Source organism: Chryseobacterium foetidum (assembly GCF_025457425.1).
Lineage (GTDB): Bacteria > Bacteroidota > Bacteroidia > Flavobacteriales > Weeksellaceae > Chryseobacterium > Chryseobacterium foetidum.
The window spans coordinates 2472391-2496340 of sequence record NZ_JAMXIA010000001.1 but is presented as its reverse complement, the minus strand read 5'-3'; the positions used below and the strand labels follow the sequence as shown (position 1 = coordinate 2496340).

At 35.2% G+C, this 23950-nt stretch carries 24 protein-coding genes and 1 pseudogene; 16 read left to right on the top strand and 9 right to left on the bottom strand.

All coding sequences use genetic code 11. The features are described from left to right. The first annotated feature begins 2 nt into the window (after positions 1-2). The 6 genes from NG809_RS11760 to ruvC all read left to right on the top strand — a co-directional run bounded on the left by NG809_RS11760 (position 3) and on the right by ruvC (position 5633). Entirely contained in the window at positions 3-710 is a 708-nt protein-coding gene (locus NG809_RS11760) for a Dph6-related ATP pyrophosphatase (RefSeq protein ID WP_262150853.1), read from the top strand. A gap of 592 nt (positions 711-1302) precedes the next feature. After that, on the top strand, positions 1303-2175 hold the full coding sequence (locus NG809_RS11755; RefSeq protein ID WP_262150851.1) for a hypothetical protein: 873 nt from the start codon (positions 1303-1305) through the stop codon (positions 2173-2175). Between the two features lie 13 nt (positions 2176-2188). Beyond that, complete coding sequence (locus NG809_RS11750; RefSeq protein ID WP_262150848.1) at positions 2189-3037, top strand: hypothetical protein; 849 nt, start codon at positions 2189-2191, stop codon at positions 3035-3037. A gap of 18 nt (positions 3038-3055) precedes the next feature. Further along, positions 3056-3865, top strand: coding sequence for a hypothetical protein (locus tag NG809_RS11745; RefSeq protein WP_262150846.1), 810 nt, complete (start codon positions 3056-3058; stop codon positions 3863-3865). A gap of 65 nt (positions 3866-3930) precedes the next feature. Further along, positions 3931-5025: a serine hydrolase domain-containing protein gene (locus tag NG809_RS11740; RefSeq protein ID WP_262150844.1), complete on the top strand. Its 1095-nt coding sequence runs from the start codon at positions 3931-3933 to the stop codon at positions 5023-5025. Positions 5026-5078: 53 nt separating this feature from the next. After that, positions 5079-5633 (top strand): crossover junction endodeoxyribonuclease RuvC, encoded by a 555-nt coding sequence (gene ruvC, locus NG809_RS11735; RefSeq protein WP_262152573.1) that lies wholly within the window; start codon positions 5079-5081, stop codon positions 5631-5633. Positions 5634-5636: 3 nt separating this feature from the next. Here the strand turns inward: ruvC and NG809_RS11730 are convergent, their stop codons facing one another. Then, positions 5637-6038: a hypothetical protein gene (locus NG809_RS11730; protein WP_262150842.1), complete on the bottom strand. Its 402-nt coding sequence runs from the start codon at positions 6036-6038 to the stop codon at positions 5637-5639. 151 nt (positions 6039-6189) lie between these two features. Between NG809_RS11730 and NG809_RS11725 the strand changes: the two genes are divergently transcribed. Beyond that, on the top strand, positions 6190-7266 hold the full coding sequence (locus tag NG809_RS11725) for a DUF4407 domain-containing protein (protein ID WP_262150840.1): 1077 nt from the start codon (positions 6190-6192) through the stop codon (positions 7264-7266). Positions 7267-7455: 189 nt separating this feature from the next. On the opposite strand, the gene NG809_RS11720 is transcribed toward NG809_RS11725, so the two are convergent. Next, on the bottom strand, positions 7456-8877 hold the full coding sequence (locus NG809_RS11720; protein WP_262150838.1) for a T9SS type A sorting domain-containing protein: 1422 nt from the start codon (positions 8875-8877) through the stop codon (positions 7456-7458). A 301-nt stretch (positions 8878-9178) separates the two neighbouring features. Here NG809_RS11720 and NG809_RS11715 point away from each other — a divergent pair. Next, positions 9179-10745: pseudogene (locus NG809_RS11715) on the top strand (IS1182 family transposase). Between the two features lie 110 nt (positions 10746-10855). Here NG809_RS11715 and guaB read toward each other — a convergent pair. The 7 genes from guaB to NG809_RS11680 form a co-directional block, all read right to left on the bottom strand. Beyond that, positions 10856-12316, bottom strand: coding sequence for an IMP dehydrogenase (gene guaB, locus NG809_RS11710; RefSeq protein ID WP_262150837.1), 1461 nt, complete (start codon positions 12314-12316; stop codon positions 10856-10858). Between the two features lie 147 nt (positions 12317-12463). Further along, the gene (locus NG809_RS11705; RefSeq protein WP_262150835.1) at positions 12464-12964 is read right to left on the bottom strand and encodes a DUF4252 domain-containing protein; all 501 of its coding nucleotides are present in this window, start codon (positions 12962-12964) and stop codon (positions 12464-12466) included. A 12-nt stretch (positions 12965-12976) separates the two neighbouring features. Beyond that, complete coding sequence (locus NG809_RS11700) at positions 12977-14251, bottom strand: DUF4252 domain-containing protein (protein ID WP_262150833.1); 1275 nt, start codon at positions 14249-14251, stop codon at positions 12977-12979. A gap of 12 nt (positions 14252-14263) precedes the next feature. Further along, positions 14264-14917, bottom strand: a complete 654-nt coding sequence (locus NG809_RS11695) for a hypothetical protein (RefSeq protein ID WP_262150831.1) — start codon at positions 14915-14917, stop codon at positions 14264-14266. Then, positions 14892-15401, bottom strand: coding sequence for an RNA polymerase sigma factor (locus tag NG809_RS11690; protein WP_262150829.1), 510 nt, complete (start codon positions 15399-15401; stop codon positions 14892-14894). The genes NG809_RS11695 and NG809_RS11690 overlap by 26 nt, the downstream gene beginning before the upstream one ends. 96 nt (positions 15402-15497) lie before the next feature. Then, on the bottom strand, positions 15498-16658 hold the full coding sequence (locus NG809_RS11685) for a GlmU family protein (protein ID WP_262150828.1): 1161 nt from the start codon (positions 16656-16658) through the stop codon (positions 15498-15500). A 203-nt stretch (positions 16659-16861) separates the two neighbouring features. Further along, a complete protein-coding gene (locus tag NG809_RS11680; RefSeq protein ID WP_056075185.1) occupies positions 16862-17113 on the bottom strand; it encodes a type B 50S ribosomal protein L31 in 252 nt (83 codons plus the stop codon). A gap of 181 nt (positions 17114-17294) precedes the next feature. Here NG809_RS11680 and NG809_RS11675 point away from each other — a divergent pair, with 181 nt between their 5' ends. From NG809_RS11675 to NG809_RS11640, 8 genes are all read left to right on the top strand, one after another. Beyond that, positions 17295-18707, top strand: coding sequence for a hypothetical protein (locus tag NG809_RS11675; protein ID WP_262150825.1), 1413 nt, complete (start codon positions 17295-17297; stop codon positions 18705-18707). Positions 18708-18887: 180 nt separating this feature from the next. Further along, positions 18888-19214 carry a nucleotide pyrophosphohydrolase gene (locus NG809_RS11670; RefSeq protein ID WP_262150823.1) on the top strand — a complete coding sequence of 109 codons (327 nt, stop codon included), beginning with the start codon at positions 18888-18890 and terminating at the stop codon, positions 19212-19214. A gap of 6 nt (positions 19215-19220) precedes the next feature. Further along, positions 19221-20429 carry a hypothetical protein gene (locus NG809_RS11665; protein WP_262150821.1) on the top strand — a complete coding sequence of 403 codons (1209 nt, stop codon included), beginning with the start codon at positions 19221-19223 and terminating at the stop codon, positions 20427-20429. Beyond that, on the top strand, positions 20426-21649 hold the full coding sequence (locus NG809_RS11660; protein ID WP_262150820.1) for a 3-phosphoshikimate 1-carboxyvinyltransferase: 1224 nt from the start codon (positions 20426-20428) through the stop codon (positions 21647-21649). Before NG809_RS11665 ends, NG809_RS11660 begins: the two co-directional genes overlap by 4 nt. A gap of 41 nt (positions 21650-21690) precedes the next feature. Further along, a complete protein-coding gene (locus NG809_RS11655) occupies positions 21691-22272 on the top strand; it encodes a Uma2 family endonuclease (RefSeq protein WP_262150818.1) in 582 nt (193 codons plus the stop codon). A 9-nt stretch (positions 22273-22281) separates the two neighbouring features. Beyond that, on the top strand, positions 22282-22860 hold the full coding sequence (locus NG809_RS11650) for a Uma2 family endonuclease (RefSeq protein ID WP_262150816.1): 579 nt from the start codon (positions 22282-22284) through the stop codon (positions 22858-22860). Positions 22861-22880: 20 nt separating this feature from the next. Further along, complete coding sequence (locus NG809_RS11645) at positions 22881-23375, top strand: hypothetical protein (protein ID WP_262150814.1); 495 nt, start codon at positions 22881-22883, stop codon at positions 23373-23375. Positions 23376-23384: 9 nt separating this feature from the next. Continuing rightward, a complete protein-coding gene (locus tag NG809_RS11640; protein ID WP_262150812.1) occupies positions 23385-23948 on the top strand; it encodes a hypothetical protein in 564 nt (187 codons plus the stop codon). Positions 23949-23950 lie beyond the last annotated feature (2 nt).

The window sequence follows — 23950 nt, the reverse complement described above, 5'->3', positions numbered from 1 at the left end:
AAATGAAACCAAAAGCCATCTTCAACTGGAGCAGCGGAAAAGATTCTGCTCTTGCTTTATACAAAATTTTAAAAGACGACCAATTTGAAGTCACTTCCCTGCTGACCAGCATCAATAAAGAATTTCAAAGAATTTCAATGCACGGCGTACCAGTTTCTTTACTGGAAAAACAGGCAGAAAGTTTAGGTTCAAATTTAATCAAAATGGAAATCCCAAAAGAGCCTTCGATGGAAGAATACCATGAAATTATGTCGAAAACGATGAGCGAAATCAAATCTCAAGGGGTTACGCATTCTATTTTTGGAGATATTTTTCTGGAAGATTTAAAGGAATATCGGGAGAAACAATTGGAAACCATCGGAATGAAAGCTGTTTTTCCTTTGTGGAAGCAAAACACAACCGACCTCATCCATGAATTTTTAGATCTGGGTTTTAAAACCATTGTCACCTGCGTCAACGAAACATATTTAGATAAAAGTTTTGCAGGAAGAATTATTGATAGAGATTTCATTAAAGATTTACCCGTAAACGTCGATCCCTGCGGAGAAAACGGAGAATTTCACACATTCACCTTTGATGGGCCGATTTTTAAAAATAAAATTGAAATTGAAATTGGAGAAACCGTGATGAAAACCTATCCCCAACCAAGAACTGACGAAAACGACAGCGGAGAATATGTTTTTTGGTTTTGTGATTTGATAGAGAAATAAATGTTGGCATTTTTCCGTTTAAAATTCAAAGCTAAGTATCAATGAATATTGTAAGAATTACAGATCATTACGAAAATTTTTGATCAGTCTTTAATAAAAATGTAGTCATTTTCTTAATTTACATCTTTAAAAATCTAGGATTTTTCAGCAAACATATACTCAACTTCCAACAAATCTCCTTTGGCGGGAAAAAATTCACAAGTTGTAGCTGAAGGTAAAATTTTAGATAGCAAAACGTACACAAGGAGTTACTCACTATTTCCTCACAAATATATTGTCCGATATATTCCTAAAGAATTTGTAAGATTATGATTACGAGGATATTTATCTTGTTTTCATAAAATCCTGATCTACACAAATAATTCTGGAATTCAATTTCACGCAAAGGAGCGTATTAATCAATCGATTAAAACGTTAATTCACCGTTTTCTCTTTTTAAATTCATGAATGTTCTTCATCGATTTTACAAATCACACAATCAAGACTTTAAATTTCATTTATGTATATTTGAAACCATAATTAGTAAAATCAGTAATTTTATACACGTATAAAATATTTTATCAATAATATTTTAATATAAAGCAAAATACTTATGAAAATTAACAATGCTCGAGATATAAAAAAGAGCCTTTTCATTTTCCTACTTACGAATTGTACACTAATAAATGCTCAGATTGGCATTAATACAACAAATCCGCAAACCGTCTTTCATATAGACGGTTCCGGTGACAATCCTCCGATCACTGCTCCCAGCACCTCGCAGAAAAATAATGACATTTTTATTTGGCCTACAGGTCAGTTATCTCTCGGCAGCGATACACCGAGAACCAAAGTAGATACAAGAAACTCCGGCAATCAGGGATTCATCGCTGTGGGCAGCACAAACCAAACAGCTTCAGATGCTGGTGATGGTGCCATACAGTATACTCCAGAAGCAGGCGGAAAAATTCTTTTTTCTAAAGACAACAGCTGGTTTGAAATATCTTCAAGCCCTAAAAAAATATACATTCGGGCTACTACTGCATTCACAGGGAATATTAATAATAACGCAACCACCAATATAGCTACCTGGAATCTGTCTTCAGACTTTCAGGCTTATTACACAAACGCAGGTGTCTACGCAAATCCCGGATTTTTCAATGCCACTACTGGTGTTTTCACGGCTCCCAAAGCAGGAAGTTATTCCGTAAATATTTTTGTCGCCTTTTCCAGCACTACACTTTCTTTGGGAAGTGCCACAGCAGTTTTCAGACACGTAAATCCTATATCTGGCGAACAGCTTCATCAATGCCTCAGAGAAACTGGAGGAAGCAGCTCGGGCAGCTTATTCGGAATATCCTGTAATGTACAGATTACAATGGAAAAAGGCGACACTTTAAGACCTGCAATTACTAATAATACCGGCTCAGTCAAAAATCTACTAAATGACAGTTCGGCAAATATCATGTCAATTGTGGAACTTTAAAAATTAAAATGAAATGAAAATTAAAATAAAATTTTTACTATTATTACTTGTATTCACAAAGACATTGTATTCGCAAGTAGGAGTCAACACAAGCAATCCTTTCGGATCTTTCCATATAGACGGGGCAAAAGATAACGGTTCAGCTACATCTACAAGCATTACAATTGCTCAGCAGTCTAATGACTTTATTGTCCTTCCATCTGGAAATATAGGTGTAGGTATGGTAAATCCAAAAGTAAGATTAGATTTAAGATCACAGGGCTCTACACAGAATGCCATTGGAATCGGCTCCAATACGCTCACGGCAAATGAAGCAGGCGAAGGGGCGATACGTTATGAGTCCGGTTTAATGCAGTACTCAAACGGACTGGAATGGATAAACCTGAACTCATCAAGCCAGCCTGAAAAAATGACATTGGCAGTCACTAACAACACCACAGCTACTACACTGAATAATAATACAGCTACGGTGCTCACCAGCTGGCCAACCGTTGTAAGCAACACTTTTGGCAGCGGAAGTTTCTCAAATGGAGTTTTTACCTCACCGAAAGATGCTGTCTACATGATCAATGGATCTTTTTTATTTGCAAGCAGCTCTGTAGTTTCCGGATCTTACGTACAGATCAATTTCCAGATTCTGGATCCTTCTAATACTATCATCGATCAAAACAAGTGTACAACAAGCTTTCCTACGGCTGGATCTTCAATTTTTGCAGGTGACAACTGCACAATAAACTACTATTTGCAAGCGGGTCAAAAAGTAAGAATGTCAGTTTTTCACAATTTAGGTACGAACAAAACTCTGCACGTAGGATCTGTTGGCTCTCAGGGTTTTCAGAACTTTTCCGTAAAAGAAAACTAAAATTTCAAAACATTTACAATGAAAACAAATCTTCCTCTATTCACAGTAATCGTATATTTACTATCTTCTGTTGGTTGCAATGTAGCTGCGCAATTGGGCATCAATACAGAGAAGCCACTTTCGCTTATGCACATTGACGCTGCGGCAAATAATGGCACAAATACAGTTGATCCTGCGTTGTTTTCTGATGATGTAATTTTTACAGATGAAGGAAAATTAGCTGCCGGGAAAACTACTGCCATTGCAAACCTTGATATCCGAGCAACCTCCGGAAATTCTGCCATAGGTATCGGAAACACTTCTCAAACGGCCGCTCAGGCCGGTGCGGGTGCTGTACGGTTCAACACTTCTACCAAGTGTTTAGAATATTCAAATGGCACGGTATGGTCTTGCATGCCTTCTGTCGCAAGAAAATTACAGGTATTATCTCAGAAAAATGTTGCTCAGAACATCTCAGTGAGTACACTCACAACAGTCAGCAATTGGGCAACAATAAAAGACAACACAGAAGGTGCTTACAACGCAGCTACCGGTATTTTTACAGCGCCCAGAACGGGAATATATGCCGTTTCTTTCATTTATTCGTTCAATTCAGGTGCTATCAACGCAAATACGCAGATTGAGGCACAAATAGAATACAACTCACTGTTTTTAAAGTACTTGAAAGCTTTTCCATCAGCAATAACTTCGACCTCGACTGCTTACATTTCTGGAATAGTGTCTTTAAATGCAGGACAACAGCTTTCTCCAAGAATCTGGCAGACTACAGGTTCTACCAAAACAATTTCTACTTCAGGAAATACAAGATTTTCTCTCGTTGAACTTTAAAGCAAATGTAAAACTCTAATAAATGTAGATTTTTCATTATATTTAAAGGTAATTTAAACCAAATAATGAAAAACCTATTAATCATTTTCTTCTTCACATTTCTGGTTTGCTCGTGTGACAAACCTAATAATTTTCAGAAAATTGACCAGAAAGCCATCGCCGATTCGGCAGTTTTAGATTTTAAAAAAAAATTGATTGCTTCACAGATCGATTCGGTTTTCAATCAGTATCAATTCAACGGAAGCGTCGGTATCTTTAAGGACAGTATCGAGCTGTACAGAAAAAATAACGGCTTTTCAGATTTTGAAAATCAGACTAAAATTGATAAATCTACCGTTTTCTCTATTGCTTCTATCAGCAAACAGTTTACAGCAGTTTTAATTTTGCTTGAAGTGGAAAACGGTAAACTTAATTTAGAAGACAAAGCCTCAAAATACATCAAAGAATTTCAGAAAAAAGAATATGAAGATATTACAATTCATCAACTTTTAAATCACAGTTCGGGTCTGAATAATTTTGGCGAAAAACTCATGTTTAAAAGCGGTTCTGGTTTTAATTATTCCAACGATGGTTTCAATGCTTTAGGAAAAATTGTGGAAGTGGTATCTGGAAAATCTTTTGATGAAAATATGCTTGATCTGTTTAAAAAAGTGGGAATGAAAAACTCTTCAACAGGAACGGCATTTCAGGGACAAAATTTTGCTGAAACTTATGTAGGAAATTCAAAATCTCAAAAAGTGGTTGACGGAATGCCGAAAAGATTAGGTAAAAAAGAAATCGGAATTCCTGCAGGTGGTGTTTTATCGACAATCGATGATTTACATATCTGGAATAATGCTTTGTACGGCGGGAAAATCATTAATCCGGAAACACTTAAAAAATTTATGGCAAAAAGTACCGAAAGGCAACATCCTGTTTTCGGAACAATGGGTTATGGATTAGGAATTATGATGAATGACAACATACCTGTTACTTATTTTCACAGCGGTTACGTGAAAGGTGCGCCATCACTCAACATTTACTATCCCGAAACTAAAACTTCCGTTATTATTTTATCCAATATTGCTGACGAGGAAAAAGGGAAAAATGCGGCTTTCAGACCTCATCAGAAGATCAAAGAAGCTGTTGATTTTATCGAGAGCGTTAATCAGCAGAATTAAAAACAGTTTTGAATTTAAAATAAACTAAAACTTCACATATCTTTGCACCAATGATTTCAGCAGAGAAAATAATTTTAGGAATTGATCCCGGAACAGCCATTATGGGATTTGGTTTAATTTCGGTAAAAAAAGGGAAAATGGAAATGATTTCCATTCATGAACTGATCCTGAAAAAATATCCGAACCACGAAACCAAACTGAAATATATTTTCGACAAAACTTTAGCGTTAATCGATGAATTTCATCCGGATGAAGTGGCGCTCGAAGCACCTTTCTTTGGAAAAAATGTTCAGTCAATGCTGAAATTGGGAAGAGCTCAGGGAGTAGCGATGGCTGCAAGTTTATACAGAAATATTCCCATTTCAGAATACTCTCCCAAATCAGTGAAAATGGCGATCACCGGAAACGGAAATGCCAGCAAAGAACAAGTTGCGGGGATGCTTAAAAATCTGTTGAATTTAAAAGAATTCCCCACAAAATATCTTGATGCTTCCGATGGCTTGGCCGTTGCGGTTTGCCATCATTTTAATTCCGGTACGATATCCGGTACAAAATCTTTTTCGGGATGGGAAAGTTTTCTCAAACAGAATCCGGATCGTTTAAAATAAAGATTATTTATATTCTTCGGGAGTAACCGAAAAATCAGTAGTTATTTTTCCGTTTTTATCGTAATAAATGTAATCGAATTTTATTTTTTTATCTTTTAAATCTGCCATTTCCTGAGAAGATTTCAGACTTTTCTCCGCTTCCAGTTTTGCTTCATCTTTGAAAACTTTAATTTCTTCAGCTGTCACATTTTCTTTGATATCTTCTGTTAGGGTGTAGTGGTATTTTAAACTTAAATGTCCGGCAGAAACACTGTCAAGTCTTATTCCATCGGTTAAAAGCTGGGGCGTCATTTTATTCATGCTCATCGCCGCGTCTTTCAGCTCTTTGTCTACAGGATCTTCATTTTTGCATGAAACCATTAAAAGCGCAATAGAAAGTGCTGAGATTTTAATACTGTTTTTCATAATACATTTTTTTGTGATGCGCATGATACTACAAGAATTATGCAATTTGAACAAGACCAAATTTTAGTTAAAATCAAAATACTTGGCAAAGCCTATTACTATTTGTAACAATAGTATGACTTTATATACTAATTTTGTATAAAATTTTATAATGAAAAACACACAAACAGCTATATATCAAACGAATCACAGAATCAACTGGTTTCAGAAGTTTTTGCTGATATGTTCGGGAGGAAATATTCACATCCTGAGAAAAACACCCAGCGAATGGAATAAATTTGCCGGAATTGGTGGAATCGTTTTGTTTACCGCAGTTTTCGCAACATTGTCTGCAGCTTATGCGATGTACACAATCTTCGACAACATTTGGGCATCCACAGGTTTTGGAATTCTTTGGGGTTTGATGATTTTTAATTTAGACAGATACATCGTTTCGTCTATCAAAAAGACAGGAACGTGGTGGAATCAGATTTTAATGTCTATTCCCAGATTAATTTTAGCTACATTTTTAGGAATTATTATTTCTAAACCTTTGGAACTTAAAATTTTTGAAAAAGAGGTCAACAAGCAATTGAACACCATTATTCAAAGGAATAAAACCGAACTTCAAAAGCAGATGAACGGGAGAATCCTTCAGCAAAGCGGACCTTTTGAAACTGAAAAAAATCTGATTGCAGAAAAAACAGCTCAGTATCAAAAATCTTATGATTCTGCGGCAGTGGAATTAGAGAAAGAAATTTTAGGTAAACAATCTAATCTAACAAGTGGAAAAGTTGGTTTTGGAACAAATGCTAAAAGAAAACAGGAACTGAAAGAGCAACGCAGACAGGATTTGGAAAACTATCAAAAGCAGGTTGCACCAAGACTGGAATATTTAGACAAAGAAATTTCGAAAGTCTACACCAATCTCGAAACGGAAAGGAAATCTACCGAAACATTTGAAGATAAATTCAACGGTTTTGCAGCGAGACTTCAGGCTTTGGACGAATTAGGAAAAAACTCCGCGATTATTGCCACTGCGGCAGCTTTTATCATGGGACTTTTTATATGCCTTGAAATTTCGCCGGTTTTGGTTAAACTAATTTCCTCGGTGGGACCTTATGATTATCTTTTGGAGAAAACTGAAAATGATTTCAGGCTATATTCAAAGGAAAAGATTGAAAAAGGTAATGCACAGACCGACTTTAGAATCGATGATTTTAAAGAGAATTTAAAAGGGAAAATATAAACATATAATTTCATTAGAAAGACCTTTCAGTTAATTCTGTAAGGTTTTACTATTTTATTATGTGAAGATAAATTTATCAAAATGTAATCATTACGAATTTATAACAAAACCGACGGCCACAATGTGACCGCCGGTTTTGATTCTCACTGTAAAACAATGACTTGAATGGTTATTTTGATTTTCTACAAATTATTTTTTAATAAATTTAAGCTGAACAGTCTGTCCGTTTGAAACTTTACCGTTAATGATGTAAACTCCTTTTGACAGAGAACCTACAGCGTGCTCACGCCCTTTCAGATTTCTCATCATCAGCTTTCCTGAAACATCGTAAATATTTGCATTTTCTAAATCAGCAGACAGTCTAAGCATATTTCCTACAGGATTTTCTACGATAGAAATTTTATCCAGTACACTTACATTATCTTTCACTGCAAGAAGTTCGTTTGGAAGTAATATTCTTTTAACATATATATTATTAGTATTATTATTTCCGTAGAAAAAGCTGTAAATACTATTATTTGGATGAACTAGATTTTCAGCATAAGGTTGAAAACCTGATGAAGCCGGTAATGTCACAGTAAATGTTCCTCCCTGTCCAAAACTTGTATTTAGAGATCCGTTAAAGTTCAATCTAGTATATTTATGTTCTGTATATCCTTGTGTAACATTGTTGATATTGGAATATAGTATAATGCTTCCTCCCGGTTGAAACAACATATCTGTCACATAAGTTTGAGTTGGCAAAGTTACTTTTCCATTTGTACCAAACCCCGAAACAGGTGACAGATTTGAGTCTAATTTCGTCAATTCATGTGTTGAAATATTATTACTATCTATATAAATTGATCCTTCATTGTGAAATATTCTCCCTGTAACAAAGTTATTAGAACTTGCAATACCTGAAGTTTCGTTTTGCAATTTGTAAAGAGTTCTGTTTGAATAATTACCATTTGGATTTCCGTCGATGAAAATATTATCTCCGTTTATAAAAAGTTCATTGATATTGAAGGTAATAGTTCTTATACCATTAGTCCCGTATGTGGTATCGAGACTTCCATTTGCATTGAACCTCATCATGTAATTAGGTCCATAAGTAAGATATTTTCCTGATGAAAGCAACTTGAATTCGTATGGTGCATTATCAATATCTGTGGTTGTAGTTGAATAAGGACTGGTAAATGTTGTATCAGGAGTACCATTCGCATTCAATCTCATTAAATTGATTGTCAAAGATTCAGGGTCGATGCCGTTATCTAATTCATGACCATATGCAAAAAACAATTTACCGTCATTCTGAACTAAAACCTTTGTAAAAGCTTCATAATAATCCGTACTTGCTTGCAGATCCATGGTAAAGATGCCACCATTAGCAAAACTCGTGTCGAGGGAGCCGTCTGTATTAAGTTTCATCATCACAGCTTTGTTCGATGAGCTACTTTCATAACTTCCACTGATAATAATTTTACCATCAGGCAATAATGTGTGCTCAAAGTAAGAACCTTTTTCTGCATGAGTCACAGTTCCGTTGCTTCCAAAATTTGTATCAATGGATTGTGCAAACCCAAAGTGAATACCAAATAAAATTCCTAAAGAAAGGAGAGATTTTTTCATAAAATTTTTTGCGTAAATATATATAAATAAATCACACACAAGATACCACATAACAGTGATTTTTAAAATACTTAAACTCATCGAATTTTAAAGACTTAACCCGCTGTCAATCAGTAATTTTATTTAACACAAACATGAATATATACCACATTTTATAATAATTACACCGAAATAACATCTCCGAAAACGCATAGGGAAAGACATAAAAACTAAAAAGAATCCGTCTCACAACTGAGGCGGTTTTTTTTGGTAATTATTGCAGGATTTCGTATATTTATATCTGATAATCAGATAGTTGTTTATGAATTTTAAGCATTATAATCAAAATCAGTTGGTTTTGTTTCCTTATAGTTTTGAGGATTTGATTCCCGAAAATCATCCTGTTCGGATCGTTAATGATATTTTGGAGAAGGTAAACATTGACCCGCTCCTGAAAGCTTACAGTAAAGAAGGAAATCCCAGTTATCACCCTGTGATGATGCTCAAGGTGATGGTTTTTGCGTATATGAACAATATTTATTCATCGCGGAAAATCGAAAAAGCGCTTCGTGAAAACATCAACTTCATGTGGCTCTCCAACATGAGTATTGTAGATCACAATACCGTGAACCGTTTTCGTGCCCATAAACTTGAAGCCGCCTTCAAAAATATTTTCTCCCAGGTGGTTTTGCTTTTGGCAGAAGAAGGTTTGGTGAGCCTGAAACAGGTGTTTGTAGACGGAACCAAAATTGAAGCACAGGCGGGTCGCTACACTTTTGTCTGGGCAAATTCCATCAAAACCAACAAAGAAAAAATGCTTCGTCAACTGGAAGAGCTCTGGAAATACGCTCAAAGTGTGGCAAAGGAAGAAGATAAAGACCCTGAACCGCCGGAGTTCAAAGAGATCAGCAAAGAAAAAATCCGGCAAACGGCAGAAAATATCAATGCCAAATTAAAAGGCAGCGGGGGTAAAACCGATTCCGACAAAAAAGCCAAAGCCAAACTGAATTACATTAAAAACAATTTTGAGAAAAACCTCGATAAATACGAAGCTCAGGAAGCTATTTTAGCAGAGCGGAATTCCTACAGCAAGACCGATGAAGATGCTACTTTCATGAGAATGAAGGACGATCACATGATGAATGGACAGCTCAAACCGGCTTATAATGCACAGATTTCCACAGAAATCGAAGATTCGACGAAGTCAAAATCAAATCATCGTCAATTATACCATCCATCAGCAAACCAATGATATCAATACTTTGGAGCGTCATTTGGAAAATTTTGAGAAATTGTTTGGTAAAAAAAGAATGGAAGAGTTGGAAGAACTCACTGCCGATGCGGGGTACGGAAGCGAGCAGAACTACGAATTATTGGAACAGAACAATATTACACCATTTGTAAAATACAATACTTTCGACAAAGAGCAGAATGCCCATTATCAGGCGAAACACAAGACTTTCAGCAAAGAAAATCTGCATTACAACGGGGAAGGCGATTTTTATATCTGTCCGATGGGACAAAAGATGGAAAAAACGCACGAAAGCACGCGCAAAACCAAGACCGGTTATCCTCAAAAGCTCTCCCATTATCAGGCTAAAAACTGCTATGGATGCCCAATTAGAGGCGTTTGCCACAGTTCCAAAGAAAACCGAAGCATCGAACGGAACCATCATTTGGAAGATTACAAAGAGAAAATACGAAAGCTTTTAAACAGTGAAAAAGGCATTAAAAAAAGAAAACAACGCTCGGTTGAAGTAGAACCTGTGTTTGCACATCTCAAACATTGCAATAATTTTAAGCGGTTTACCCTCAAAGGTCTGAAAAAAGTAGAATTGGAGTTCGGTTTACACGCTTTAGCACACAATCTAAGAAAGAAAGTTGCCTAAAGAGGACAACTTTTTCTATTTTCCAAAATAATATACATTTTACTGAAATAAAAAATCCGCCTCAAATTTTGTTGTGAGACGGATTCTTTTTTATTTATTTTCAAATTTATCTACAAAGAATAATTCGGAGCTTCAGACGTGATGATAACATCATGTGGATGAGATTCTTTCAAACCACTTCCTGTGATCATGACCATTTTGGCATCATTCTGCAAAGCTTCAATATTTTTGGCTCCACAATATCCCATTCCGGCTCTAAGACCTCCTGTTAACTGGAAAATTACATCTTCCAATTTTCCTTTGTGCGGAACTCTTCCTTCAATACCTTCCGGAACGAATTTTTTGGCTTCACTTTGAAAATATCTTTCTTTCCCACCTCTTTTCATGGCAGACAAACTTCCCATTCCCTGGTACGTTTTAAATTTTCTTCCCTGGAAAAGAATTTCTTCACCTGGTGCTTCATCTGTTCCTGCAAGAAGTGAACCCAGCATTACTGCTCCTGCGCCACTTGCGATTGCTTTTACGATGTCACCGGAAAGTTTAATTCCGCCATCGGCGATTACAGCAACATTTTTAGACTGAGCATATTCGTATACATTATAGATCGCAGATAACTGAGGAACTCCAACTCCTGCAACAACTCTTGTTGTACAGATAGAACCCGGACCCACACCTACTTTCAGAACATTTGCACCAGCTTTTATTAAATCTTCAGCAGCTTCCGCAGTAACGATATTTCCACCGACGATATCCAAATCAGGATATTTGCTTCTGATTTCAGAAATTTTATCTAAAACACCTTTTGAATGACCGTGTGCAGAATCGATACCGATAATATCAACTCCGGCCTTTACCAAAGCTTCAATTCTGTCTAAAGTATCTTCTCCAACTCCAACTCCGGCACCAACGATCAAACGACCTTTCTGGTCTTTATTTGAATTGGGATACTCAAGTTGATTGTCTATATCTTTAATCGTAATTAAACCAACCAATTTATTGTTGTCATCTACAATCGGAAGTTTTTCAACACGGCTTTTCAAAAGAATTTCTTTTGCTTTTTCGAGATTGGTATTTTTATCAGAAGTGATGAGATTTTTTTTGGTCATAATCTCTTCCACCTTCAGATCAAGGTTTTCCTGATACTTGACATCTCTGTTGGTAATAATTCCGATCAAAGTATTTTCCGCATCAACTACCGGAAGTCCGGAAATTTTATATTTCGCCATTGTCTCTTTAGCCTCAGCCAAAGTATGATCTTTAGAAAGGGTTACAGGATCAGAAATCATTCCGTTTTCGGAACGTTTTACTCTGTTGACCTGAGCAGCCTGCTCCTCGATGGTCATGTTTTTATGAATGAAACCCAAACCTCCAACTCTTGCCAATGCAATTGCCAAATCAGCCTCAGTTACCGTATCCATTGCAGCGGAAACGATAGGAACATTAAGCCTAATTTTGTCGGTAAGTCTTGATTTTAATGAAACCTGATTAGGTAAAACTTCAGAATAAGCAGGGACTAGAAGCACGTCATCGAAAGTGATGGCTGTCTCTACAATTTTGTTATGAATAGACATCTTTACTTTCTTGCAAAATTAAGACTTTTAAACGGAATATGAAAATGGGTTGTAATAGTTTAAACAAAACTTAATCATTCACTTTATAAATAACAAAAAAGCCACTCACCGAGCGACTTTCAAAAGTTAAATATGTTGAATGTGAAATTATTTGTCTGTTGCGATATTAATCATATTAGAAATATCATCTGCCGTAAAACTGCCTCTAACGTCCAAAAACACTAAATCTTTTTTAGAATTTACTGTAATCAGCATATTATTTATAGTCTCGCCTTTCTGTTTTACTTTGATATTTACATTCTCACCTTCATGTTTTATTGTTGCCCAGTCTTCATAATTTTCATTCTTGAGATAACTGGCGTAATCTTTCATCAATTTTTCGCTTCCATTGGCTACCGTCATCATTTTTATTTTCGAAACTTTCTTCACCATAGCAATTACAGCCTCACTTTCACCATCATTTTTCAAAGTCTGTTTAATAAAAGGCTTTGCCAAAAATAACGGAACATTAACACTTGCAAACTGTGCATCTTCATAATCATAATCTGCATTTGAGAAAAAAGCAATATTAGGTTTGCTTGAAACGATACACGATTGCAGTAAAAATAAAGTACAGCAAATTACAAACAGGTTTTTAAATGTTTTCATAGCTCTAAATTATCAGTTAATTTGTTTCAGGCTTCCCCCTAAAATTTCATTTACACCCGATTCAATTTTCGGATTTCCTTTGTATCGGATTGAACCGCCGGAAGTTGCTTTAGCAGAAAGCTCACCGATTACATGGCTTGATATTACTGCTCCGGAAGTTGCTTTTACCTTGAGGGTTTTAAATTTAAAATCTTTAGCATTACAAACTGCTCCGCTGTTTATATCAATCGTTCCCAGGTTTGCATTTCCATTAAGGTTGAGCGCAGAACCACTGGTAGATTTTATTGAAAGATCATTAACATTCATCTGAGAATTAATCACCGCACCGGAATTGATATCTACAACTGCACGATCATCAATATTAAAATTCCCGTTCACTACTGAACCCGAAGTGATTTCAAACATCATTTTTTCCTGATTAACTGTATTTACAGAATTAAAAACTGCTCCGGAGGAAGCCTTTATCTGCTCAAGAACCGGTGCAGAAACACTTACGTGTAAAGTTCTAAAATTCAGCGTTTCGTTCTTCTCAATTTTAAGGTAAATTCTTAAAATTCCATTCTCAACTTTTGTAATGACTTTGTAAAATTTATCGATATCAGCAAAAACTCTTACTGAAGAGGAATTTTCCTGGGTGAAATTCACCACAATCCCGTTGCTCACATCAATTCCAGAAAAGTTACCCACATTTCTAGGTTCATCCATTGTGCTTATTTTCAGAGGAACTCTCCCGCTCGAATCTTTTTTAGGATTTGAAGATTGAATTTCGTCTGAATTAATGATTCTGTTCACATCATCCATCTTCATCTTTCCGTTCAGCATAAAAATTACGATTTCATCTTTTGAATCCACATTGAAGATCAGGTTTTCAATAATGCCGTTTTTTGCGTTTTCTGCAAGGAATTTCATTGATACATCGTCACTTTTTAATGACATCAATTCGTTAAGATTAAGATCAGAAAGAAGTTTTGACACCCTTTCACTTTTCTCTTCATTCATTTTTATTTGACCTTTATTTTCAGATTTTAAATGATCCGGAAAAGTAATTTTAGAAAAAACCAGAAGCTTTAAGCCATCCACGTCACGAATTACGGGTTTTATTCTCCCTAAATAATCATCACTTATATCGATGCTGTTGAGCAGAGCAAACATTGGCTTTTTAATTTCAATTGAGGTCACTCCCTTTTTCTGCATATCATTGAAGAGCTGGTCAATTTTCTCATTCTGGGCGGTACATGTTGTAAAGCTGCCCAAAAAAAGTATGATGAGTAAAACTATATTTTTCATTGTATTTCTATTTTAATATTCTTCTGTAAAACCTTCATCTTTATTGAATGAAGCCACAGTTTTTCTGAATTCTTTTCCCATTTTCATCAGTGAAAAAGTGGTAACGTCCAACGCTTCTTTCTCACTTGATATTTTTCTGCCGTTGACAATCACATAAGAATCTCTGTACCCTGATGAATCCTGTGTTACTGAGTTGTTCTGCACATATTTAGGCTTTACTTTCTTTTTCATTCTGGCTTTTTTCGAGAGAATTTCGTCCAGAGCATCGTTTTCGGCAATCGTGCTTTCAACGAAGATTGAATCTCTTTTCTCTCCCGCCACAGAGTCTGCAAAATTGACCGCCATTTGCGTATCATGCTCGTGATTCTCAGCAACAAACTCGTTTTTCTGCTTTAGAACTTCATTTTTGACCAAATTTTCCTGCTCTGCAACTGTGTTTTCATTTAAACTAAAAATTAAGGTCAAACCTAAAACAATCACGGCACTAGCTGCCATCCAAAACCATTTGGGAAACGAAGGTTTTTTATTTTGGATCGGAATTACGGTTGCCTGTTGATCCTGCCCTTCTGCTTTCTGAAGAAAATCTTCAAAATCCCAGTTCATTTTTTCTTCCTTTAAACTTTGGAAGACCTCGTTATATTTATCTTGAAATTTGTCGTTGCTCATAGCTCATCAATTGTGAGATTTGTTCTTTTACTTTTTGTCTTGCCCGCATCAGATTTACTCTTACTGCGTTTTCTTCCATTCCCAACATTTCAGAAATTTCAGACACATCATACTCTTCCACGTCTTTCAAATGAATGACCATTTTCTGTTTTTCAGGAAGCTGATTGATAAAACCGACGATTTGCTCCTTCATATTATTCACATCCATGCTGTACAATTCCGAGCGGTGAAGCTGCAGATCTGCAAATCCTGTCTTGACATCGTGATGTTTTAATCTATTCAAACATTCATTTTTAACCGATTTTAAAGCATAGGATTTAAAATTTCCGAACTGTGCAAGCTCTTCTTTTTTCTGCCAGAATTTTATCATCAAATCCTGTACAACATCTTCGGCTTCATCACTGCTCATCACAAACCTTTTCGCAAAACGGAACATCTCATCTCTGAGAATAAATACCGTATTCTTAAAAGTTTCATGAGTCATAAAGAGGTTTCTATTAATAAGACAATCTGAATTGAAAATATATTACACAGAAAAGAAAAAAACTTCAAAAAAAATTGAAGTTTTTATAATTATCGATTAATATTCATTAAAAATATGCTTAAATATCGCTTTATCGTGATCTGTTAAAGGTAATTTTCTTCTTGCCATCACTTTTTCGGCGACTTCATAGGCTTTGTCTAATTTAAAACGTTCATCATCTTTAAAGCCACCCCACGAAAAGTTTTCGATTAAATTTGGAGGGAAACCTTCTTTAAAAATATTGGAAGCTACACCAATTACGGTTCCAGTGTTGAGTTGTGTGTTGATCGCTGTTTTAGAATGATCTCCCATAATTACACCGGCAAACTGCAATCCTGTATCCTGAAAATCTTTGGTTCTGTAATTCCACAATTTCACGTTTCCGTAATTGTTTTTTAAGTTGGAAGAATTGGTATCTGCACCCAGATTACACCACTCTCCAATCACCGAATTTCCGACAAAACCGTCGTGCCCCTTGTTGGAATATCCAAAAATAATAATGTTACTCACTTCACCCCCAACCTTAGAATGTGGACCAACCGTTGTAGCGCCATAAATTTTTGCTCCCAAATTAAATTTCGATCCTTCGCAAAGTGCAATCGGACCACGAAGATTACAGCCTTCCATTACCTCGGCATTTTTCCCGATATAAATTTTTCCGGTTTTGGTATTGATGGTTGAAAATTCGACCTCTGCACCTTCTTCGATAAATAAATCTTCTTTATTTCCTAAAAACCCATTGGTGGAAGATAATTCCTGCGATGTTTTTCCCTTCGTCAATAATTCAAAATCGAAATCGATGGCTTCTTTGTTATAAGTAAAAAGGTCGGTCGGTTTTTTAAAGAAAACGAGTTCTTCTTTAATATCAGTCATTTTCTCGATTTGATTTAAAGAAAAACCATCCATATTGATTTTTGCAGCGACCAATTCGTCTTCATACACCAAAGCTTCACCTTGCTTTAAATCTTTAATTTGCTGAATTACATTTTCTGTCGGTAAAAAATTAGGAACCAAAAAAAGACTTTCCTTCTTCTCCGGCTCTCTGAATTTCTGCTGAAGATACATTTCTGTAAACCATGAAATTTCTTTTGAGTCTAAAATTTTCTGCCATCTTTCGGAAAATGTTAGAATTCCACAGCGCATTTCTGCGACAGGACGGGTAAAAGTAAGCGGAAGAAAATCTTCCCAATATTGTGCATCGGAGAATACGAGTTGCATGCGGGTTTCGGGTTTAAGGTTTTATGTTTCGGGTTCCGAGATTCGAGTTATGAGTTACGAAATCAAAAATCAGGAATTCTACTGTGACAAAAATACAAATCTTGGGATAAATTTTTGCTATGGAGATTTTAATTGTGATTAATGTGTACAAAAAAAGTCTCCCGAAATCCGGAAGACTTTTAAAATATTGTAAAATCAAAAAATTACTTAGCGAATTTTTTGTATTTGTTCATGAACTTGTCTACTCTACCTGCAGTATCAACCAATTTGGTTTTTCCTGTGTAGAAAGGGTGAGAAGTAGAAGAGATTTCCATTTTGATCAATGGGTACTCAGTTCCTTCATACTCGATTGTGTCTTTAGTGTCTGCAGTTGATTTGCAAAGAAATACCTCGTCGTTACTCATATCTTTGAAAACAACAAGTCTATAATTTTCTGGGTGAATTCCGTTTTTCATAATAAATTTTTAAAAAATTAAAGTTTGCTTTCGAAATAGTAATGGTATTTCTTCTGCTAAATTTTAGGTTGCAAAAATACAATAATTTTTAAAATATCCAAACACCTTGAACATTATTTTTCCGAAATAAGAAAATTGAAGTATTTTTCGTTAAATTTGGAACTCTTAAACCTGAATTTCAATGAAATTTAAAATCATACTTCTAAGCGCTTTTTGGATTCTTTTACTGGCCGTTTCCTGCAACAGAGACGAAATATCCTTCGATGCACCTTCTCAGGAACTCAGTTTCAACCGTGATACGGTATTTTGCGATACAGTTTATCATCAGGTAAGATCTGAAACGTATGCCGTGAAAGTGTACAATAACGAAGATAAAGACGTTTTGATCCCAAGAATTCATCTTGAAAAAGGGGCAGCTTCTTTATATAAAATCAATGTGGATGGGAAACCTGGTTATGATTTTAAAGATGTTCCTTTAAGAAAGAAAGACAGTCTTTTTATTTTTGTTGAGATTGCACCGACAGCTTCAGGACCGGAAGCGATTGCTGAAGACAGGATATTGTTTACAAGTCCGGCAGGACAACAACATGTGAATTTATTTTCAGTTGTTCAGGATGCAGAATTTTTTATTCAAACTCCTACAAATCCAAATGTAATTGACGCCAATACCAATTGGACAAATTCTAAAGCTAAAATCATTTACGGAAACCTGACTTTAGATGATGGCATTGCTTTGAACGTACAAGCAGGAACGAAAATTTATTTCCACAAAAACAGCGGAATGAAAATTTCCAACGGCGCTTCTTTAAATTTAAACGGAACACAAACCGAACAGATCATCATGCGCGGCGACAGAAACGACACCTATTACGACACGATTCCCAACAACTGGAATTCTGTAAAAATGGAAGCAGGATCGATTATCAATATGAATCACACAAGGCTTTTTGGGGGAATCAATGGTCTGGAAATGAAACAGGCAACTGCCAATATCAACAATTCTTTCATTCATACTTTCCTGAATAACGGGATTTATGCTGTTGCGTCGACGGTAAATGCGAGCAATCTGGTTATGAACAACTGTGGAGACGCCTGCGTTTCAATTTTTAAGGGTGGAAATCATTCTTATGTACATTCTACAATTGCCAATTATTCTGATCTTTTGAGTTCCAGAAACCGAATTGGAATTTTTGCAACCAACGAATGGAAAAACGAAAGCGGACAAACAGAACAGGGCGCCTTACAACAATTAAACATCTGGAATTCGATTGTTTATTCGGACAGAGATAATGCTGTAAATTTTGAGCAGACGCCGGGACAACAGTTTAATTTTCTGATCAGAAATTCATTATTGAAATATTCAGGAACTTCCGAGGCAGGTTTTCCTTTTGATAACAACCCGACAGTCGTAATTCAAAGTTTAAAAAATGAAGATCCTAAATTTATCAATTTCTTTGCTGCACAAATGAATCTTCGTGTAAAAGCAGATTCTCCGGCAAGGAATAAAGGCAACGCAACCATCGCAGCATCAGTTCCCACAGATATTGTCGGCGTTTCGAGAACTTCAAATACAACGTTGGGAGCATATCAGTAAATTTGATATTTGATATTTGATATTTGATATTTGATATTTGATAATAATTAATGAGTGATGAATGATGAGTGATAAATCATAAGCATTAATAGTTAAACATTGCATACTTTGGCTCTTTTTACTTTTGCCTTGGCTCTTCCAACCGGCTCTTTTTACTTTTAACTTGGCTCTTTTTAAAACATGGAAATTACTACGCTTCAAACACAGGTGGACGAATGGATTAAAACCATTGGTGTCCGGTATTTTAATGAACTGACCAACATGGCAATGCTGACGGAAGAAGTGGGCGAAGTGGCAAGAATTATCGCAAGAAGATATGGCGAACAAAGCGAAAAGGAAAGCGATAAAAGCAAAGATTTAGGCGAGGAACTAGCCGATGTTTTGTTTGTAACTTTATGTTTAGCCAATCAAACCGGAGTCAATTTGCAGGAAGCTTTTGATAAAAAAATGAAGATAAAAACTGATCGCGATAAAGACCGCCATCAGAATAATGAAAAACTGAAATAGAGGCTCATGAAGTATTGCTTAACTTACTTACTCCTTCTTCTTACATTTACCTTTTACAGCTCACAAATTTTTGTGCCTTATCGTAAAGGTGATAAATTTGGAATTTCTGATGAAAGCGGAAAATTGGTTGTTCCTGCACAGTTTGATAAGATTGCGGTTGGCTACAATAATGATTTTACAGGAATCAAATCCAGCCCAACCATAAAAAAATCATACATTCTGAAAGACAGAATCATTTTAAAAGATACAGATTTTTCATATTTTGAAAATGAAGGACAATTCGTCAAAGGTATTACCATAAAAGATAAGGAATCGTACAAGCATTCGCGCGGAAATCCAAATTATCTTTCAATGAATTTATATAACCTGAAAGGTGAACAAATTCTCGATCGGTCTTACAACAACATTGTCGTAATAGATGAAAGCGAGACAAAAGGAATGGCTCTAAAAGAATCGGTTCTTTTACTTCTCTACTCTTCCGAAAACAATTACGGTTTATACCAACTTGACAAAAAGCAGAAAAAAATTATCAAAACTTTTTTTGAAAATTCCAATGATGTAGATACAGATTACGAGAAGTTTCCAAAAACTTTTTCTATAACTTATGATGAAAACCGAACAAAAAAGAAGCTGACTATTGATTTTGAAAACGGCAAAATTAAATCATCAAAAACTGAAGATCTGACAAACAGCAATGATTATAGAGACGGTTACGGTCGCTCCGGTTATTCTTCGTATGAAGCTACAAGAATGCCAGATATGGAGGTAGAAAAAAGTCCGGTGCCTGAAAACTCTGAAGGAAAAATCATTCGTGTGAGAGAATCTTTTGAGGACAAAACACCTGAAGAATTATCATTTGAAACGACTGAAGCCTCTTATGATTACGCCTATATTAAAAAAGAGAAAAACAAATTTGGATATTTTCTTACAAAAGAAAATAAGTATCTGATTATGCCGAAATATGATAAAATCATGACTGCTGACGGTCACGGCGTTTTTGCCAGCGGTTTCATAGTTAAAAATTCAGAAAACTATCAATATCTGGTATTTATGAATAAAACTCAGGAATTCATAACACCTGAATCTAAAATGATTCCTTATTTTTTCCGGAGAGATTATGGAAAGAAAGGCTTCCAACTCTTCAAAATGTTTGATAAGGACAATAAATTTTTCTGCTACGCAGATCAAAACGGTAAATTATATTATTCAAAATGATTCTAAAAAAATCTTCACTTAAAAACAGCAAAACCATACAAATCAGCGGTTCGAAAAGTATTTCGAATCGTTTGTTGATTTTGGAAAGTTTGTTTAAAAATATAGAAATCAGTAATTTATCCAATTCTCAGGACACACAATTACTTCAAAAAGCTTTATCGGAAAACTCCGAAACAGTAGACATTCATCATGCAGGAACGGCAATGCGTTTTTTAACATCGTACTATTCTATTCAGGAAGGAAAGACAACCGTACTCACGGGTTCAGGAAGGATGAAAGAGCGACCAATTAAAAATTTGGTAACGGCTTTGCAAAATCTTGGTGCCGAGATTGAATATTTAGAAAATGAAGGTTTTCCGCCTCTGAAAATTAAAGGCAGAAAAATTACACAGAAAAGCGTTGATGTTCCGGCTAATATTTCAAGTCAGTTTATCACTTCCCTTCTTTTAATTGCTGGAAAACTGAAAAATGGTCTAGAAATAAACTTGGTTGGCGAAGTTACATCACGATCTTATATCGAAATGACTCTCAATATTTTAACTCATTTCGGAATTAAAAATAAATTTGAAGGAAATACGATTAAAGTTGAATCATTAATCAATCATCAACCATCAATCATCAGTTACGAAGTAGAAAGCGACTGGAGTTCTGCATCTTATTTTTACTCATTTGCAGCGATTGGAAGACAAACTATTTATCTGAAAAGTTTTTTCAAAAATTCTACTCAGGGAGATGCCGCGATTTCAAAAATTTATGAAGATTTCTTCGGTATTAAAACCATTTACACCGAAGAAAAACACCAATTGACACTCAAACCTATTGAGCATTTTAAGTTTCCGGAAAAGATTGTTTTGGATATGAATAATTGTCCGGACATTGCGCAAACTCTTTGTGTGACAGCCGCAGCTCTGAAAATTCCGTTTGAAATTTCAGGCTTGGGAACATTAAAAGTAAAGGAAACCGACAGACTTTCAGCTTTAAATATCGAATTAAAAAAACTGGGTTGCGAAACTGAAATTGGAGATTCAACTATTAAATCAATCAACTTCGCAGAACCCGAAGAAAATATTTCCATCAAAACCTATCAGGATCACAGAATGGCAATGAGTTTTGCACCTTTTTGCCTTATTAAGGAATTGAATATTGAAGATGAAAATGTGGTAGAGAAATCGTACCCGATGTTTTGGGAGGATTTATCTGAATTGCTAATTTCAAAATGATTAATTTTGTTTAGTGAGGAGTTTAATTAAAATTCAAACCAATGGAAATCACAAGTCTCAGCCAGCTCGATATGAATGCAACGTACACGTATGCAGACTATCTCATGTGGAAACTCAAAGAAAGAGTTGAACTTTTCAAGGGAAAAATTTTGAAAATGAGTCCTGCCCCGTCTCCGGTTCATCAAAAAATCTCATTTAGATTTAGTGGAATTTTTTATAACTTTTTCAAAAACAATCCCTGCGAAGTCTTTTCAGCTCCATTTGATGTGAGATTTCCATCTAAAAACGGGGATTCAAAAAGTGTTTTCCAGCCGGATTTATGTGTTATTTGCGACCCAAAAAAAATTGATGATAAAGGATGTGTTGGTGCGCCAGATTTAATTATAGAAATCATTTCCCCGGGAAATTCAAAGAAAGAATTAAGCCTCAAATACAGCATCTATGAAGAATTCGGTGTTTTAGAATATTGGGTTGTGCATCCGGTTGAAAAAACGATACAGATTTTTGTTTTGGAAAATGGAATTTTTATTGGAAAAAAACCAATTACAGAAGACGAAGAAATGAAATCATACATTTTTGCAGATTTGGCGTTTCCGGCATCAGAAATTTTTGAAAATATTTAAATTTAGCTAATGGAAATCACAAGCCTCAGCCAACTTGATATGAATGCTACTTACACGTATGCAGATTATCTCATGTGGAAACTCAAGGAAAGAGTAGAACTTTTCAGAGGTAAAATTTTGAAAATGAGTCCGGCTCCGTCTCCGATGCATCAAAAAATATCGCAGAAAATAAATCAGGCACTTTATCAATATTTTGAAAAGAGTCCCTGCGAACTGTTTTACGCTCCTTTTGATGTTCGTTTACCAAGTAAAAACGGAGAAATTATCAATGTTGTACAGCCTGATTTGTGTGTGATTTGCGACAGAAATAAAATCGATGACAAGGGTTGTCTTGGAGCACCTGATTTGGTAGTTGAAATTTTATCTCCAGGAAATTCCAAAATGGAAATGAATTTAAAATTCAGTTTGTATGAGGAAGCGGGAGTTTCAGAATACTGGGTTGTAGATCCGAGTGAAAAATTTATTTTAATTTACAGCTTGGAAAACGGAGAATATATCAGCAGAAAACCAGTTGCAGATGGCGAAATACTACAATCGATTCATTTTAAAGATTTAAAATTTTCGACTCAAGATTTGTATGAATTTTAATTTTCTTTATTGAAATTTTAATGAAGAAACTGCTAATTCTTATTTACCTTTTAATTCCATTGATATTTTGGGCGCAATATCTTTTGCCCAATGAAGAAACAATTTATTCTTTTACAACAAAAAACGGAAAGAGAATGTCACTTGTAAAAGATAAAAAGAACAAATACATCCAATACCGTTTTGGAACATCCAATAAAATTGAAATGGAATTCCCAAAAGAAAGAAACAGAGAAAGCTGGAAAAAATTTCAATATAATTCCTACTGGCGAGGTGGCGGAATTGAAAATTCAGCGATGCAGATAGACAATCTTTTGTTTAGCAATAATAGTTTTGAATATCTCTTGTACCGAACTTATCATGCAGAAGGCCATACATTTTCTGCAGGCATCATTATCAAAGACACCAAAGGTAAAGAAACCCGTATTAACGGAAGCTACAAAACAGTGAAAGGCTGTATCTGTAACTTGGAAAGCACAAAAATGATTAAAAAAGAAGATATTGGACTGAGTTTTTAATTATTTTCAATGAAAAAAAATTTGTTACTCTTCAGCATCTTATTCATCGCAATTTCCCAATCTCAGGAACTGAAAAATTTTGCCATTCCAAAAGAGTATGAAAAAATTTTTGAGCTTAAAGGAGATTTAGACAAAGATGGAAACGAAGAAACCGTAATGGTTTTCAATACAGACATAAAAACTGATTCGGAAGGTTTTGAACGAAAATTTTATATCCTCAAAAACTTCAACGGAAATTTAAAAATCTGGAAAGAAAATGCATCCGTGATTATTAACAGCAAATACGGGTTTTATCCGACAGATAATGAGCTTGACATTAAGATTAAAAACAACTGCCTCATTATTTCTCAGCTATTTTTTACCAGATTTCAAAACGGAGATTTTTATCTCATTGGTTCCAAATATCAATTGGATGATACATGTGAACATAATTTATCTATGAAGTCAATTTTTCGACCGGAAAATTTATCATTGATTAGCAATACTCAGAATGTGATGGAGATGAAAATAGAGCAATTCCAAAAGATTATTATACGGAGTTTATTCATAAATTTACCATACTTAAAAAAATGAAC